Genomic DNA, 15,001 nt, shown 5'->3' with positions numbered 1-15,001 from the left:
CTCAAGGCTCTGCCCGAATAGAGCGCAGCGCGTTATGCGCATCCCTTTCATCAAGATGCACGGTCTGGGCAACGACTTTGTCGTGCTGGATGCACGCGCGAAATCGCTGCCAGAAGTAACTTCGCAGGCGGCGCGAGCGATTGCTGATCGCCAGACCGGGATCGGGTGCGATCAGCTCATTATCCTGGAAAACAGTGACGCCGCAGATTTGCGTATGCGGATCTACAATTCTGATGGCGGCGAAGTCGAAGCATGCGGCAATGCCAGTCGCGCAGTGGCAGTCCTGCATGGCGAGCCTGCCAAGGTGGAAACGGCAGGCGGGATTATCGCTCTCGAACCAATCGAAGGCGGCGCGAGCGTGGACATGGGCCGCCCCCGCTTTGAATGGGACGCGATCCCACTCGCCTATGCGATGGACACGAGTGCAATGCCGGTTGGCTGGGGCTCGCTTGAGCAGCCCATCGCTGTGAATGTCGGCAATCCGCATGTGATCTTCTTCGTTGAGGACCTCGATGGAATCGAGCTGGATACGCTCGGCCCCGAGATCGAGAACGATCCGCTTTTCCCTGAACGCGTTAATGTGAATGTCGCGCAAGTCTTGGCGGATGACCACCTTCGCTTGCGTGTTTGGGAACGCGGCGCGGGGCTGACGCGCGCCTGCGGGACTGGGGCATGTGCAACTGCAGTTGCGGCCATCGGCAAGGGGCTGGTCAACAGCAAGGTTCGCGTCACATTGCCGGGCGGCGATCTCACTGTCGAATGGCGCGCAGGTCAAACCATCGTGATGTCAGGACCAGCGGTCGAGAGCTTTCGAGGCAGCTTCGAATGGGACGACTTCGCGTGAGCGGCTCTGCTGAAGTCATCTCGCTGGGCTGCCGCCTCAATATCGCCGAAAGCGAGCGGATGGGTGCCATGCTCAAAGGCGAGGACAATCTCGTCGTCATCAACAGCTGCGCGGTAACCCATGAAGCGGTCCGGCAGACCCGTCAGGCGATCCGCCGGGCGCGCCGCGCTCGCCCCGATGCGCGCTTGCTCGTCACCGGCTGTGCGGCAGATATCGAGCGCGAGCAACTCGCCGCCATGCCCGAAGTCGACGGGCTGATCGCAAACGAAGCCAAGCTCGATCCGCGCGCCTGGAATATGCCGCCGAGGCCCGATATGCGCCTAAAGACGCGTACCCGCGCCTTCATCGCGGTGCAGAACGGGTGCGATCATGCCTGCACCTTCTGCATCATCCCGCAAGGCCGCGGGAAGAGCCGCTCGCTGACGATTTCGCAAGTCCTGCACGAGATCGAGGCGCATCTGAAACTGGGTGCAAAGGAAGTGGTGCTCACCGGCGTCGATGTGACAAGCTGGGGCCATGATTTGCCTTCTCGGCCCGCTCTGGGTGCCCTTGTGGCTCAAGTCCTGAAGACCTTCCCCGAGCTTGAGCGGCTCCGCATGTCTTCGCTTGATGGCGTTGAGATCGATGAGGAATTGCTAGGCCTGTTCGCATCAGAGCAGCGCTTGATGCCGCACGTGCATCTTTCGCTCCAGCATGGCGCGGACCTGATCCTGAAGCGCATGAAGCGTCGCCATTTACGCCATGATGCAATTGATCTCGTCGCCCGATTGAAGGCGCTCAGACCAGAGCTTGCCGTGGGGGCCGACCTTATCGCAGGCTTTCCGACGGAAACCGAGGCGCATCATACGGAAAACCTGTCCATTATTCGTGAGCTCGCTATCGTCCACGGTCATATCTTCCCGTTTTCACCGCGTGACGGCACACCTGCCGCGCGGATGCCGCAGCATGACAAGCGATTGATCAAACAGCGTGCGGCGGATCTGCGTGGAGCTGTTTCCGAAGTGCGTAGAGCATGGCTCGCATCTCTCATCGGAAAACCACTCGAAGTGCTCGCGGAAAAGGACGGAACAGGCTATGCGCCCAGCTTCGCCCGCGTATCCGTACCATCTGGCATCGATGCGGGACAGATCGTCCGCATCACGCCCACCCGATTGCATGAAGGACTGCTTCAATGAGCGGCACAAGCTGGAAGGATCGCCTGTTCGGCGGCTTTCGCAAGACGTCGGAGCGCCTAAGCGAGAACCTGACCAGCGTCGTCAGCACCGCAAAGCTCGACGATGCAACGCTCGACGAGGTCGAGGACGCGTTGATCATCTCGGACCTGGGTCCGGCAGCTGCCGCACGTATTCGCCAGCGCCTGTCGGACAAGCGCTTTGGTCTTGAGATGACCGAGCGTCAGTTGAAGGAAGCAGTCGCGGAGGAAATCGCGGAGATCCTGCGCCCGGTTGCAAGGCCGCTTGAAATCACGGCCTTTCCGCGCCCGCAGGTAATCCTGGTGATTGGCGTCAATGGTTCGGGCAAGACCACCACGATCGCCAAGCTCGCGCATCTCTTGCAGGAAGACGATTATGGAGTGATGCTGGCGGCAGGCGACACGTTCCGCGCGGCTGCCATCGGCCAGCTGCAGACCTGGGCGGACCGCGTTGGAGTGCCGCTGATCCGGGGTTCCGAAGGCGGCGATCCGGCGAGCATCGTGTTCGACGCGGTCAAGGCGGCGACCGAGCAGGGGATCGATGCGCTGATTGTCGACACTGCGGGGCGCTTGCAGAACAAACGCGAACTGATGGACGAGCTTGCCAAGATCCGCCGCGTGCTCGGACGATTGAACGAGGAAGCACCCCATGACGTTGTGCTCGTGCTCGATGCCACAAACGGCCAGAACGCGCTTTCCCAGATCGACGTGTTCAAGGAAGTCGCCGGCGTCACCGGGTTGATCATGACCAAGCTTGATGGAACTGCGCGTGGCGGTGTGCTCGTTGCGGCCGCGGAGCAATATGGTCTCCCGATTCATGCCATTGGCGTTGGCGAGAAGATCGACGACCTGCGTCCCTTCGATCCTGACCTGGTCGCCCAGGTTATCGCGGGAGTGGCGTGATGAGCGAGTCAACCCCACCTTCAAACATCGAAGCAGCCAAGCCTAAATCCAGCTGGCAGAACATGCTGGTCGATTATGGCCCGCTGCTGATATTTATCGGCTTCTACAAATACTCCGCGCCTGCAGAAGGCGATGTGGCAGGCGAGATTGCCGCCGTCATCAACGGCACGCTGGCGTTCATGGTCGCCGCCGTCTTCGCCCTGGTCGTCAGCAGGTGGCGATTCGGCTCGGTCTCTCCGATGCTGATCTTCTCGACTGTCCTGATTGTGGGTTTCGGCGGCCTCACCATATTCTTCGCTGATCCCTTCTTCATCCAGATCAAGCCGACGATCATCTATTGCCTGCTCGGCGCAGCGCTGCTGGTCGGCGTCTGGCGGGGCAAATCCTTCCTTCAGATCCTGCTGCAACAGGCCTTTGAAGGAGTCGATCACCAGGGCTGGCTCAAGCTGTCGCGCAATTGGGGCCTGTTTTTCTTCTTCCTCGCTGGCGTCAACGAGGTTCTGCGCTATCTCTACAATTTCGATAATGGCAAGTTCGAAACCTATCTGTGGGCGGACTTCTGGGTCATCCTGCCGCTCACATTCCTGTTTACTTTCAGTCAGATTCCAATGCTGCTGAAACACGGCTTTTCTCTCGATGGTGACAATCCGGACGACGCCGAGGATACCCCTCCTCCGCAATCTTGACGCGAGCCTTCTTGCCAAGTTTCAAATTCCGCGCATAGGGTTCACCGCGCTTCAGCCACAATCGCGGCTGAGGCAATGGGAAGGTCATCAAAAGGGGGAGCACTTCAATGGCCAAGTTTTTCGGAAATCTGCATCTTGTGATGCTGGTCGGGCTGCTCGCTGCAGTGGCAACGATGGTGGGCTTTGCCGATAGCGCACTGATCGACGGCAATACCATCGGGCGCTGGCTGCACCTGTTCTTCGGTGTGCTGTGGATTGGCTTGCTTTACTATTTCAACTTCGTGCAAGTGCCGAGCATGCCAAAGATCGCGGACGAGCATAAGCCTGCGGTGACAAAGACGATTGCGCCCAATGCGCTGTTCTTCTTCCGCTGGGCTGCGCTGCTGACTGTGGTAACCGGCCTGTGGATCGCCATGATCAATGGCTACATGGTCGATGCACTGACCTTCAAAGGCGAAGGCAACGTCAATCTGATCGGCGCAGGCATGTGGATGGCGCTGGTGATGGCCTTCAACGTGTGGTTCATCATCTGGCCCGCGCAGAAGAAAGTGCTCGGCATCGTCGAAGCGAGCGCGGAAGAGAAAGCCGCCGCTGCGCCGCGCGCATTGATCGCGAGCCGCCTCAACACGCTGCTGTCGATCCCGATGATGTGGACGATGGTCAGCGCAAATCTGGGCTGAACGCAGTCTCATTCCTGAGAATTCTGGAAGGGCGCTGCCGGAAACGGCGGCGCCCTTCTTGCATCGTCTGAAGCGAACTCTCTCTCAAGATCGCCAGCATGTTGGATACACATGTTACACAGTCCTAGGGGCGAAAATTCGCGAGGTTCAACAGAGGTCAAAAAGCGCCTCGAAGCTAGCTCTGGCAGCGCATGTAGGAAATCTCCGCAAGTGAGCGCGAATCTGACGCTGCGTCTGGCGCGATCATGCAGCCCCCGGGCCACTAATCATCCGTCAGGCACACAAACAGCATCGTGATGGCAGAGGCCATCGCATACATGAACGCACCTTCCATCGAGCCCGTGCCCACCTGCGTCTGCCACATCTGGAAGAAGGCTGCGCCAAAGCTCATGAAAAAGCCGAACCATACCAGCAGCGCGAGCCCTGCAGCGATCACACCGCTGCGCTTGGCTGCGTGGAATTCCTCAGCCGAAGCATCACGCGCCTTGAACAGGTCCCAGCCGCCCTTGATACCGAAGAACGCGACCGAAAACTCTCCGATCAGGACCAGCGTCAGCGCCGCCCATGCAAAGGCGGGGTTATTCGACTTGAAGAACAGGGTTGCCGGGTAAACCTCGTGGTCTGCGCCGCTCACCACATAGGCAAGCGCGCCAAGCGCGGCGTCAATATTGGCGATGTTCTGCAAGGCGTAGAACAACGCGTGCAGCCCGATGAAAAGCACCAGCGCCGATTTCAGCAGTCTGATCATAACAAATCCCCCTGCGCGATTGTTACCACGCACAAGCGGGATCCGCAAAACGCAGGCTAGATTTCGACCTGGCTACCCAGCTCTACTACCCGGTTGGTCGGCAGGCGGAAGAACTCCATCGCCGTCGCCGAGTTGCGCAGCATCCATGCGAAGATCTTTTCTCGCCAGATCGGCATTCCGGGCTTGGCTGATGGCAGCAGCGTCTGGCGGGAGAGGAAGAAGCTCGTCTGCATCATGTCAAACTCGCCGCCGCATTGCTGCATCTGTTTGAGGCCTTCGGGAACGTTGGTTTTTTCCATGAAGCCGTAATGCAGCACCGCGCGATAGAACCCATCTCCAAGGTCATGATACTCGCAACGCTCGGACGGATCGACGTAAGGCACCTCCTCGATCTGCACTGTCAGGATCACCACGCGCTCGTGCAGTACCTTGTTGTGCTTGATATTGTGGAGCAGCGCGGCGGGCACGCCAGCGGTCGCGCTGGCCATGAAGATCGCGGTGCCCGGCACGCGGATCGCGGAATTCTTGGCCGACTTGGCAAAGATTTCCATCGGCAAGGCGACTTCATTCATCCGCTCGCGCATCAGCTTGCGCCCGCGCGACCAGGTGGTGAGCAGCGTGAAGGCGACAAGACCGACCACCAGCGGGAACCAGCCGCCTTGGGGCACCTTGACCAGGTTCGCGGCGAAATAGGCCCCATCGACGATCAGGAACAACAGTACGACTGGCGCAGCATACCACCACTTCCATTTCCACACGCCAACCAGCAATACTGCCATCAGCAAGGTATCGATGGTGACGGCGCCGGTCACGGCAATGCCGTAAGCGCTCGCGAGGTTGGAAGAGGTCTGGAATGTGAGAACCAGCAGAATCACCGAAATCATCAGCGCCCAGTTGATAATCGGGATGTAGATTTGTCCGCCTTCGGTCTCGCTGGTGTGCAGGATCGAAAGCCGCGGCATGAAGCCCATCTGGATCGCCTGGTGAGTGATCGAGAACGCGCCTGAGATCACCGCCTGGCTGGCGATAAAGGTTGCCACGGTTGCGAGGATCACGAGCGGCAGGCGCCACTCCTCGCTGGCCAGCAGGAAGAAGGGATTGCGCACCACGTCCTGCGCGATCTCTGGCGGAAGCCCTGCGATCATTGCGCCCTGCCCGAAGTAATTCAGAAGCAGGCATGGCATGACAAAGCCGAACCACGAAAGCCGCATCGGCCCTCGCCCGAAATGGCCCATGTCAGAATAAAGCGCCTCCGAGCCGGTTACTGCGAGTACCACCGCCCCCAATGCGAGGAAAGCGACGACCCCGTCGGTCACGAAGAACATCACCGCATAGTATGGGTTGAGCGCCCACAAGATGTCTGGATTCTGGATGATCTGCCACCCGCCCATTCCACCCAGCACGAGGAACCACACGATCATCACAGGCGCGAACAGTGCGCCGACCTTGGCCGTGCCGCGCCGCTGCAGAAGGAACAGGAACACCAGCAAACCAAGCGCAATCGGAATGACGAAGCGATCCATCCGGTGGTCCACCACGGTCAGCCCTTCCACCGCGGACAGGACCGAGATGGCAGGCGTTATCATGCTGTCGCCGTAGAACAGGCTGGTCGCGAACACGCCCAGCAGCACGACCACCCAGCCATAGGCCGACTTGCCGATATGGCGTGACAGCAAGGCAACCAGCGCGAGGCTGCCGCCCTGCCCCTTGTTGTCTGCCCGCATCAGGATGGTGACATACTGGATCGCGACCACCAGCAGCATCGACCAGAAGATAAGGCTGACGACACCCAGCACATGCATCCGGTCGATCGCGATATTGGCTGCACCGGAAAAGGTTTCGCGGAAAGCGTAAAGCGGGCTTGTACCGATATCGCCAAAGACGATCCCGATCGCCCCCACTGCCAGCGCGGCCTTGGAGGCTCCATGGCCCTGCCCCTTGCCAGCCTTGCCATCTTCAAGGTTGGGCGGTGCCGGATTTTCCGATGCAGGTGTTGTCGCTTCGCTCATAATGGCAAGGAATTCCCTACCCGCGCCTCAGAAATTGAGGCCAGATCCCGTCAAGACGCACCCTACGGCGCGCAAGGCGGCGGCGCTTAGCACTCTGCTTCAACCGCCGCAAGCACGGCCTCCGACGCGCGCCTTATTGAGCCGCCGCTTCTTGTTCATCCTGCATCTGGCGCATCATTTCCAGCATCTGGTCGACTTGCGCGATGCGAAACGTCAGATCCTCACGCCATGGGGCATCTTCCGGCGTCTTTTCAAGCAGATCGACCCAGACCTGCCGTGCCTCAAGGGGCCTGCCTGAACGCAGAAAAGCGGTCCCGAGGAAGTATCCAGGCGCGGGATGACCCGGCAGGTTTGCTTCCGCGCGCCCGAAAGCCTGGATCGCAGGAGGGGTCACTTGTCCGCCGGTGTGTTCGATCAGGGCAAGCCCCAAGGCGAGCCAGCCTTCGCCATGCGTCGGATTCTCGCGCAGGCCCTGTTTCAAGGTGTCGGCCGCATCCTGATACCGGCCACGCCGCGCAAAGCCATCTGACACGGTGAGGTAGTTCGGGACGGTATCGGTGGGCGCAAACAGACCGCGCCGCGCTGCGACCAGCGCTTCGCCGGACACTTCCTGCTGCTGCTGCTGCGCTGCCTTGGGCGCGCTCGCGTAGCTCGGCTGGCCCTGAAACGCATAACCGGCGAGGCCCAGCATCAAGGCAGAGGCCATCAGCGCCCAGCCAGGCTTGGGAATGCGCAGAACGAAAGCCGCGAAAAGAAACGCGGCCGCAGCAACCGCAAGAATGACCAGCCAGTTCATGCGATGTCGTCCTGCGGTTCTCCAGGGGCGGGATCGTCCCCCTTGCGGGCCAGGCGGCGCGCTAGCACGATCAGCGCCAGCAGCACGAGGAAGGCAGGGATCGCAAACAGCGGCCAGGTGGTCGAGCTGACCGATGGTTTGTAGCTGACATAGTCGCCGTAACGTTCCATCAGCCATGCCCGGATCGCTTCGGGGTCTTCCCCGCGCTCGATCCGCACCCGAACCTGGTGCCGCATGTCACCTGCCATCGGAACATCGCTGTCCGCGATCGACTGGCTCTGGCACTTGAGGCACCGCAGCGTGTGCATCAGCTCGATCGCTTGTGCTTCCTTCGCCGGATCGTCGAGCTGCGTGTAAGCGTAAGGCGCTGGCGGCATGGAGTCCTGCGCGGCGAGCGGCGCTGCGATCAGAGCGAGAATGGCGAGGAAAAGCGCTCTCATCGTCCGGCCTTATCCAGTTCGGCCAGCAGGATCGGCACGTCGCGCTCCCTCACATCGCCGATATGCTGATAGCGGATCACGCCCTTCCCATCGATCACGAAGGTTTCAGGCACGCCCGATGATCCGATCTCGATCTGGATCGCAGAGAGATCGTCCATTCCGATCTGGCTGTAGGGGTTGCCGTGCCGTCCGAGGAATTCCTCCACGTCTTCAGGCTTGTCGCGAATGGCAACACCGATGATCTGCGCGCCTTGTTCCTTCAGGCTTTCCAGATGCGGCGCCTCTGCAATGCAAGGCAGACACCAGCTTGCCCAGATGTTGAGCAGCTTGGGCTTGCCATCGGCAAAATCCGCAAATCTCGCCCCTTCCACACCTTCCATGGCGGGCGGCAAGTCGAACTGCGGCAGCGGTTTGCCGATCATGGTCGAGGGGATGAATTCGTCCTTGGGCTGCGTCAGCTGATAGCCGAACAGGCCGAGGAAGAAGGCAAATATGCCAAGCGGGATCCACAGTTTCCAGTTCATGCTGCGGCTGCCTGCGGTTCGAGCGCATCGATTTCTGCACGGCGTTCTTCGCCCATGCGGCTAGCGCGGCGGCGGCGTAAATCGCTCGTCAGGCGCCCGATAATCGACAGCACACCGCCCAGCGCAATCAACAGTCCGCCATACCAGATGAAGGTCACGAACGGTTTCCACCACAGGTTTAGTTGCCACCGGCCATCCTCGGTCGGATGGCCAAGAACAGCGTAGAATTGCCCATCCCAGCGGGTGAGCAGTGCGCTTTCGGTGGTTTCCTGCGCGGGGGCCCAGAAATGGCGTTCCTGCGGGTTCATGATGTCGACCCGGCCATTGCCGCGCTGCACCGCAAGGCGCGCTTCAATCGCAGTCCAGTTGGGCCCTGCGACCGGATCGACCGTTTCCAGCGTGACATTCCAGTCACCCACTTGCGTAACTTCACCCGGCGTTACCGCGACCAGCCGCTCCTTGGTGAAGGCGCTTTCGCTCGCCATGCCGAACAATGCCACAGCGAGCCCGAAATGCGCAATGACCATGCCCCAGGTCGCGACAGGCACGCGCAGCAGGTTGCGTCCGAACAAGGGCAGGACGCTTGCGACTGCCAGACCAGCTGCAACCGCGAGCCCCAGCAAGGGCAAGACCGTGACAGAACCGAGCGCCCACACCAGCGCAGCGATCGCCGCTACAATCGCTCCTAGGATGAAAACCGGGAGCTTGAGGCGGTCCCAGCTGTCACCGCGCCAGCGCAGCAGCGGCCCGACCATCATCACCAGCATCATAGGGATTGCAAACACCGCGCTCACCGGGTTGAAGTAAGGCGGCCCTACCGAAACGCGCACATCGAACGCTTCGGTCAGCAGTGGATACAGCGTGCCGAGCAGGACGACGCCAAGGATGGCTGTCAGCATCACATTGTTGAACACCAGCGCGCCTTCGCGGCTGAGCGCGGAAAAGCGCTTGCCTTCCGTGACACTTCCCGCTCGCAGCGCGAAGACCAGCAGCGCGCCGCCGATATAGAGCGTCAGCAGGAACAGGATGAAGCTGCCGCGCTCTGGATCAACAGCGAAGGCATGCACGCTGGTCAGAATGCCTGAGCGCACAAGAAACGTGCCGACCATGCTCATGGAAAAGGCGACCACACCGAGCATGATGGTCCAGGCGCGCAAGGCATCGCGCGCTGCCAGCACGCTCGCCGAATGGAGCAAGGCAGTCGCGGCCAGCCAGGGCATCAGCGAAGCGTTTTCGACCGGGTCCCAAAACCACCAGCCGCCCCAGCCGAGCTCGTAATATGCCCAGTAAGAACCAGCGGTAATGCCAATCGTCAGGAACACCCATGCGCCCAGCACCCAGGGCCGCATTACGCGCGCAAATTCGGGCGTAACCTGCCGCGTCAGCAGCGCTCCGACAGCGAAGGAGAACGCCACGGACAGGCCGACATAGCCCATGTAAAGCGTCGGTGGATGGAACGCGAGGCCGATGTCCTGCAGCAGCGGGTTGAGGCCCATCCCCTCCGGCACTGGTGCCGGCAGCCGCTCAAACGGGTTGGAGGAAAGCAGCAGAAACCCGTAGAACCCGAGCGCAACGAACCCCTGGCTCGCCAGAGTCGCCTGCATGGTCTTTTCCGGCAGACGTTTCTCAAGTGCTGCGATCATCGCCCCGGCCAGCGCCATGACCGTCACCCACAGCAGCATCGAGCCTTCGTGATTGCCCCATGCGCCCGAAAGCTTGAAAATCATCGGCTTCATCGAATGCGAATTGGTCGCGACGAGCTTCACAGACAGGTCTGTGATCGCAAACAGCCACAGCAGCATGACGAAAGCGAAGGCGGCGAGGAAACCTTGCATGATCGCCGCCGGCCGAACCAGCGCCGCAATGCCCGTTGTCACGTCACGCTGCGCCAGCGCACCGCCCAGCAGTTGCAGTACAGCAAGCGCCGCTGACAGCCACAAGGCGACCAGCCCAAGTTCAGCAATCATGTGTCGGTCCTGTCACGTGCGCGCACCCTATCCCACCGCACAGCCTAATAGCTGCCTTCGGTGGTCTCCGCATAGGCCTGTGCGGCCTGATGCTGGCTCATTTCCTGCAATTCCTTGGGCACATAGTTCTCGTCATGCTTGGCGAGCAGATTGGTGGCTATGAAAGTGCCATCGGCAGCGAGACTGCCTTCAGCGACCACGCCCGAACCTTCGACGAACAGGTCCGGCACGATCCCGCTATAGCGCACCGGTACGCGCGCCTCTTTCTGGTCGGTCACGACAAACGCAACGGTAATGCCATCGGCGAGCGTCTCGATCGAACCGTCCGCGACCATGCCGCCAAGCCTCACGGCCTGGCCCACTTCGGGCGGTTCAGCCACCATCTGGTCTGGCAGGTAGAAGAAGTTCGCCTGACTGCGCAGCGACCATGCCGCAAGAAGGCCCGCGCCGATCAGCGCCACCAGCGCCAGTATAACCAGCGTCAGCCGTTGATGTTTCGCTTTCACGAGGGAAATCCTTTGTCCTTGCCGCGCTCTCGTACCGTATCGCGCTTTGCTTCGGCCCGTTTCATCGCGAGCCAGCTCCACGCAATCATGGCGAGTGTTCCGCCCACACCTACAACGTATGCGGCAATCACGAAGTTCCACTGATTGAGCGCTTCGCGTACGATGCCGGGATCGGGCTCCATCATGCGGCGAGCGCCTGCCTGCGCAGACGCGCTTCGATCTGGACTTCGGCGATCAACGCGCGCATCCGCGCGAGCACAACCGCACCGAATATCAGCGAGAAGCCGACAACGGCGACCAGCAAAGGCACCAGAAATTCAGGGTCGATCGCGCTCTTGCCGACCGTGATGCTTGGCGGCTGGTGCAGTGAATTCCACCATACGACCGAACGGTTGATGATCGGGATATTGATCGCGCCCACCAGTCCGAAGATTGCCGGAATGCGGCTGGAGCTGCCTTCGCGCGCGACCGCCTGTGACAGCGTGATATAGCCTGCATAGAGAAACAGCAGCACCAGCATACTGGTCAGCCTGCCGTCCCATTCCCACCAGGTGCCCCAGGTGGGACGACCCCAGATCGAACCTGTCGCAAGACAGATCGCCGTGAATACAAGGCCAGGCACGGCTGCGGCACGCGCAGCAATCGCGGCCAGCGGGTGGCGCCAAACGAGAAACACCAGGCTCGAAATCGCGATCGCGCTCCAGCCGCCCATGCCCAGCCAGGCGCTTGGGACGTGGATAAACAGGATCCGCACGGTCTCGCCCATCAGGCGGTCAGGCGCGACGCTGGTAAGCCCCCAGAAAAGCGCAATCGCGGTGAGCGCAACGCCGCCAACAAGCAGCAGTGGTGTCAGCCAGCTGGCGAGCGCGAGAAACCGCTTGGGATTGGCAAAACCATGCATTGAGTTTGCGACCTTAACCGTCTGAAACCGCTATGACAGCCCCCTTTTCACAGGAAAAGCAGAGATTGCAGCAAAGCCGGTTTTTTCGTTCAACGACCAATCCGCGCCTTTGCCATCCGATCGGCCACTTGATTGGGCGCTTGACCGCTGTTTTCCGCTTCCTGCCAGATGGCTTCAAGCCGGACCGGTATGGTGTCGATCCGCGCATTGACGACCGCGTCATCAGCTCCATCGATATGCCGCAGGACATTGATGATGCCGCCGGCATTGATGACATAATCGGGCGCATAAAGAATGCCGCGCTGTTGCAGCAGCGTGCCCTCCTCACCCGTCGCAAGCTGGTTGTTGGCGCCGCCCGCGATAGCCTTGGCAGTGATGGTCTCGATGGATTGCTCCGTCAGGATCGCGCCCAATGCATTGGGACTGACGATATCGACATCGCTCGCGAGCACATCATCGCTCGACACGGCTATACCGCCGAGCTCTTCGGCAAGGGCCTTGGTCTTGTCAGCATCTATGTCCGCGAGGACCAGTTGCGCGCCAGCCTGCGCGCAATAGCGCGCAGCGCCGCCGCCAACGCTGCCCAACCCCTGGAATGCGATGCGCACATCCTTCAGGCTGTCGGCGCCAAGCGCCCGTCTGGCCGCTGCTTCGATCCCGAGGAATACTCCGCGCGCGGTATAAGGACCCGGATCGCCGCCCTGCCCCGGAAGCCCTGCGACGTGGCTGGTGTGCTGGGAGAGAGCGACCATGTCCGCCTCGCTCATCCCGACATCCTGGGCCGTGACATATTTGCCAGCCAGACCGTCGACCGCCTTGGCAAAGGCAGCAAGCATTGCGGGCGTCTTCGTGCGGGCTGCATCAGCCACAATCACTGCCTTGCCGCCGCCAGCAGGCAGGTCCGCCATCGCGTTCTTGTAGCTCATCCCGCGGCTGAGGCGCAGTGCATCGCGGATTGCATCGCCACCTTCGGCATAGTGCCAGAAGCGCGTACCGCCTGCGGCCGGGCCAAGATGGGTCGAATGAACTGCAATAATGGCCGTCAGACCGCTGTCGCGATCGCGCACGAAGTGCACCATCTCGTGGTCGTCGAAATCGGCTTCATTCCAGAACGCAGTCATTGCTTTTCCCCGCAGCTTTGCGCGCTCCGCCTTTGGCTTGACGAGGGGAAATGGGGCGATCGAGGGGTCTCGAACCCCCGACCTCCGGTACCACAAACCGGCGCTCTAACCAACTGAGCTACGATCGCCACAAGCCCCAAACGCATGGTCCAAAATGCATTGCGCAGGCGGGGCTGATACGCGCCTTGGCGAGCCGGTCAAGGCTGGCCGCAACGGGGGCGAGCCTGTTGCATAATCCTCGTGCTTTGGGAAGCGAAAACTGCGAATCTGTGCTCAACGCGAAAGATTATTGCGAAGCTGGTCTTGCCCGCCTCACGATGCCGTTGCGGGAACCAGCCCGATTCTCGCGCTCACCCCGACAAGAATCGCAGCTTCGCTTCCAATTCTTGATCTTGGTCAAATTGCGTGCGCGTTTCTGTGATAAGCTCCTCTGTGAGGCGGCCAGAAATCAATGGCGGCAATCAATGACGGCAATCATTGGGACAGGAGACGTTATGGAAACCTATCAGGATATCGCAGCCAAACTTCAGACGCGGCTGAGCGACTTGCTTGCGCGAGCCGAAGTCATCGAAGATGATCTGCGGCACCCGCTCGATGCCGATTCGAGCGAGCAAGCAGTGGATCTGGCAGACGATGAAGCGCTGGAAGGTGTGGATGATGTCCTGCGCGCCGAAATCCAGCAAGTCCGCCTGGCGCTCCTGCGGATTGGCAACGGGACTTACGGCACCTGTGCCAAGTGCGGCGAGCAAATCCGGCGCGAACGGCTCGAAGCACGGCCCATAGCCACGCGCTGCATCAATTGCGCCGAGCAAGAGGACTAATATGAAAAAGGCGGCCCCGTCGGACCGCCCTTCCCCTTGCGATCTTGCGATCGCTCAGCGTGTAAACCCGCTTACTTCTTGAGCGAAAGCCCGCCGAAACGCTTGTTGAAGGCTGCCACACGGCCGCCTTCTTGAAGCTGCTGCTTGCCGCCTGTCCATGCCGGGTGGCTGGTCGGGTCGATTTCAAGCGCGAGCGTGTCGCCTTCGCTGCCCCAGGTGGAGCGCGTCTGAAATTCAGTACCATCGGTCATCTTGACCGTGATCATGTGGTAGTCGGGATGCCCTTCGGCTTTCATCTCAAATATCCTTCATAGCTTCGGAACGGTTCCGACCGGTCCAGCTGTTATTGGAAAGGCGCGCGGTTAGTGCCTCCGCGCTCAAATTGCAACCCTATTCGGGTGCGTCAGCGATCATCGCCGTGAATGCTACCTCACAGGTGACGGTGCCATCGACGCTCGCCTTGCCCGCAAACTTGCAGACCCGCGCACGTTTCTGGACGAATTCCGCATGCAGATCGAGCAAACATCCCGGCTCAACCGGCGCGCGGAACTTCGCATTCTCGATCGCCATGAAATAGACGAGCTTACCCGAGCCGGCGAGACCCAGCGATTCGACCGCAAGCACTCCAGCGGCCTGCGCCAGCGCTTCGATCTGGAGCACACCCGGCATGATCGGGCGACCGGGAAAGTGGCCCTGGAAGAACTGCTCATTCATGCTGACCGCCTTGATCGCATGAATCCGCTCATCAACAGTCAGGCTCTTAACCCTATCAACCAGAAGCAGGGGGTAGCGATGCGGCAACCGTTCCAGCACCTGAGTGACATCTAGCCCGGTATCGCTCATCGCTGCCCCCCTTCTTCCTG

Annotated in this window: 18 protein-coding genes and 1 tRNA gene; 6 read left to right on the top strand and 13 right to left on the bottom strand. The window is 60.7% G+C overall.

All coding sequences use genetic code 11. From position 1 onward, the window contains the following. Positions 1 to 34 precede the first annotated feature (34 nt). The 5 genes from dapF to ACG9DO_RS08225 all read left to right on the top strand — a co-directional run bounded on the left by dapF (position 35) and on the right by ACG9DO_RS08225 (position 4,305). Entirely contained in the window at positions 35 to 844 is an 810-nt protein-coding gene (dapF, locus tag ACG9DO_RS08245) for a diaminopimelate epimerase (RefSeq protein WP_394726968.1), read from the top strand. Beyond that, a complete protein-coding gene (locus tag ACG9DO_RS08240; RefSeq protein WP_394726966.1) occupies positions 826 to 2,019 on the top strand; it encodes a MiaB/RimO family radical SAM methylthiotransferase in 1,194 nt (397 codons plus the stop codon). Before dapF ends, ACG9DO_RS08240 begins: the two co-directional genes overlap by 19 nt. Continuing rightward, positions 2,016 to 2,939: a signal recognition particle-docking protein FtsY gene (ftsY, locus tag ACG9DO_RS08235; RefSeq protein ID WP_394726964.1), complete on the top strand. Its 924-nt coding sequence runs from the start codon at positions 2,016 to 2,018 to the stop codon at positions 2,937 to 2,939. The genes ACG9DO_RS08240 and ftsY overlap by 4 nt, the downstream gene beginning before the upstream one ends. After that, complete coding sequence (locus ACG9DO_RS08230) at positions 2,939 to 3,625, top strand: inner membrane-spanning protein YciB (protein ID WP_394726962.1); 687 nt, start codon at positions 2,939 to 2,941, stop codon at positions 3,623 to 3,625. Before ftsY ends, ACG9DO_RS08230 begins: the two co-directional genes overlap by 1 nt. A gap of 107 nt (positions 3,626 to 3,732) precedes the next feature. Continuing rightward, positions 3,733 to 4,305 carry a urate hydroxylase PuuD gene (locus ACG9DO_RS08225; protein ID WP_394726960.1) on the top strand — a complete coding sequence of 191 codons (573 nt, stop codon included), beginning with the start codon at positions 3,733 to 3,735 and terminating at the stop codon, positions 4,303 to 4,305. Between the two features lie 262 nt (positions 4,306 to 4,567). Here ACG9DO_RS08225 and ACG9DO_RS08220 read toward each other — a convergent pair whose 3' ends face one another. The 11 genes from ACG9DO_RS08220 to ACG9DO_RS08170 all read right to left on the bottom strand — a co-directional run bounded on the left by ACG9DO_RS08220 (position 4,568) and on the right by ACG9DO_RS08170 (position 13,445). Then, a complete protein-coding gene (locus ACG9DO_RS08220; protein ID WP_394726959.1) occupies positions 4,568 to 5,053 on the bottom strand; it encodes a DUF2165 family protein in 486 nt (161 codons plus the stop codon). 56 nt (positions 5,054 to 5,109) lie between these two features. Further along, on the bottom strand, positions 5,110 to 7,062 hold the full coding sequence (locus ACG9DO_RS08215; protein ID WP_394726957.1) for a potassium transporter Kup: 1,953 nt from the start codon (positions 7,060 to 7,062) through the stop codon (positions 5,110 to 5,112). Positions 7,063 to 7,195: 133 nt separating this feature from the next. After that, positions 7,196 to 7,858: a tetratricopeptide repeat protein gene (locus tag ACG9DO_RS08210; protein ID WP_394726955.1), complete on the bottom strand. Its 663-nt coding sequence runs from the start codon at positions 7,856 to 7,858 to the stop codon at positions 7,196 to 7,198. Continuing rightward, complete coding sequence (locus tag ACG9DO_RS08205) at positions 7,855 to 8,298, bottom strand: cytochrome c-type biogenesis protein (protein WP_394726953.1); 444 nt, start codon at positions 8,296 to 8,298, stop codon at positions 7,855 to 7,857. Before ACG9DO_RS08205 ends, ACG9DO_RS08210 begins: the two co-directional genes overlap by 4 nt. Next, on the bottom strand, positions 8,295 to 8,822 hold the full coding sequence (locus ACG9DO_RS08200; RefSeq protein WP_394726951.1) for a DsbE family thiol:disulfide interchange protein: 528 nt from the start codon (positions 8,820 to 8,822) through the stop codon (positions 8,295 to 8,297). Before ACG9DO_RS08200 ends, ACG9DO_RS08205 begins: the two co-directional genes overlap by 4 nt. Continuing rightward, positions 8,819 to 10,789 carry a heme lyase CcmF/NrfE family subunit gene (locus tag ACG9DO_RS08195; RefSeq protein ID WP_394726949.1) on the bottom strand — a complete coding sequence of 657 codons (1,971 nt, stop codon included), beginning with the start codon at positions 10,787 to 10,789 and terminating at the stop codon, positions 8,819 to 8,821. The genes ACG9DO_RS08200 and ACG9DO_RS08195 overlap by 4 nt, the downstream gene beginning before the upstream one ends. Positions 10,790 to 10,833: 44 nt before the next feature. Then, a complete protein-coding gene (gene ccmE / locus ACG9DO_RS08190; protein WP_394726947.1) occupies positions 10,834 to 11,295 on the bottom strand; it encodes a cytochrome c maturation protein CcmE in 462 nt (153 codons plus the stop codon). Further along, complete coding sequence (locus tag ACG9DO_RS08185) at positions 11,292 to 11,480, bottom strand: hypothetical protein (RefSeq protein WP_394726945.1); 189 nt, start codon at positions 11,478 to 11,480, stop codon at positions 11,292 to 11,294. Before ACG9DO_RS08185 ends, ccmE begins: the two co-directional genes overlap by 4 nt. Continuing rightward, positions 11,477 to 12,196 (bottom strand): heme ABC transporter permease CcmC, encoded by a 720-nt coding sequence (gene ccmC / locus ACG9DO_RS08180; RefSeq protein WP_394726943.1) that lies wholly within the window; start codon positions 12,194 to 12,196, stop codon positions 11,477 to 11,479. The genes ACG9DO_RS08185 and ccmC overlap by 4 nt, the downstream gene beginning before the upstream one ends. Before the next feature lie 89 nt (positions 12,197 to 12,285). Then, a complete protein-coding gene (locus tag ACG9DO_RS08175; protein ID WP_394726941.1) occupies positions 12,286 to 13,317 on the bottom strand; it encodes a Glu/Leu/Phe/Val dehydrogenase in 1,032 nt (343 codons plus the stop codon). 51 nt (positions 13,318 to 13,368) lie between these two features. Then, positions 13,369 to 13,445 (bottom strand) — tRNA-His (locus tag ACG9DO_RS08170). 336 nt (positions 13,446 to 13,781) lie between these two features. Between ACG9DO_RS08170 and ACG9DO_RS08165 the strand changes: the two genes are divergently transcribed. Further along, positions 13,782 to 14,138, top strand: coding sequence for a TraR/DksA family transcriptional regulator (locus ACG9DO_RS08165; RefSeq protein ID WP_394726939.1), 357 nt, complete (start codon positions 13,782 to 13,784; stop codon positions 14,136 to 14,138). 71 nt (positions 14,139 to 14,209) lie between these two features. On the opposite strand, the gene rpmE is transcribed toward ACG9DO_RS08165, so the two are convergent. Together rpmE and fabZ are read right to left on the bottom strand one after the other, a co-directional pair. Then, positions 14,210 to 14,434, bottom strand: coding sequence for a 50S ribosomal protein L31 (gene rpmE / locus ACG9DO_RS08160; protein WP_067600539.1), 225 nt, complete (start codon positions 14,432 to 14,434; stop codon positions 14,210 to 14,212). Positions 14,435 to 14,528: 94 nt separating this feature from the next. Beyond that, positions 14,529 to 14,981 (bottom strand): 3-hydroxyacyl-ACP dehydratase FabZ, encoded by a 453-nt coding sequence (gene fabZ / locus ACG9DO_RS08155; RefSeq protein WP_394726937.1) that lies wholly within the window; start codon positions 14,979 to 14,981, stop codon positions 14,529 to 14,531. Positions 14,982 to 15,001 lie beyond the last annotated feature (20 nt).

This window comes from Altererythrobacter sp. GH1-8 (assembly GCF_043702085.1).
Taxonomy (GTDB): domain Bacteria; phylum Pseudomonadota; class Alphaproteobacteria; order Sphingomonadales; family Sphingomonadaceae; genus Erythrobacter.
This window is presented reverse-complemented; position numbering and strand designations above follow the sequence as displayed.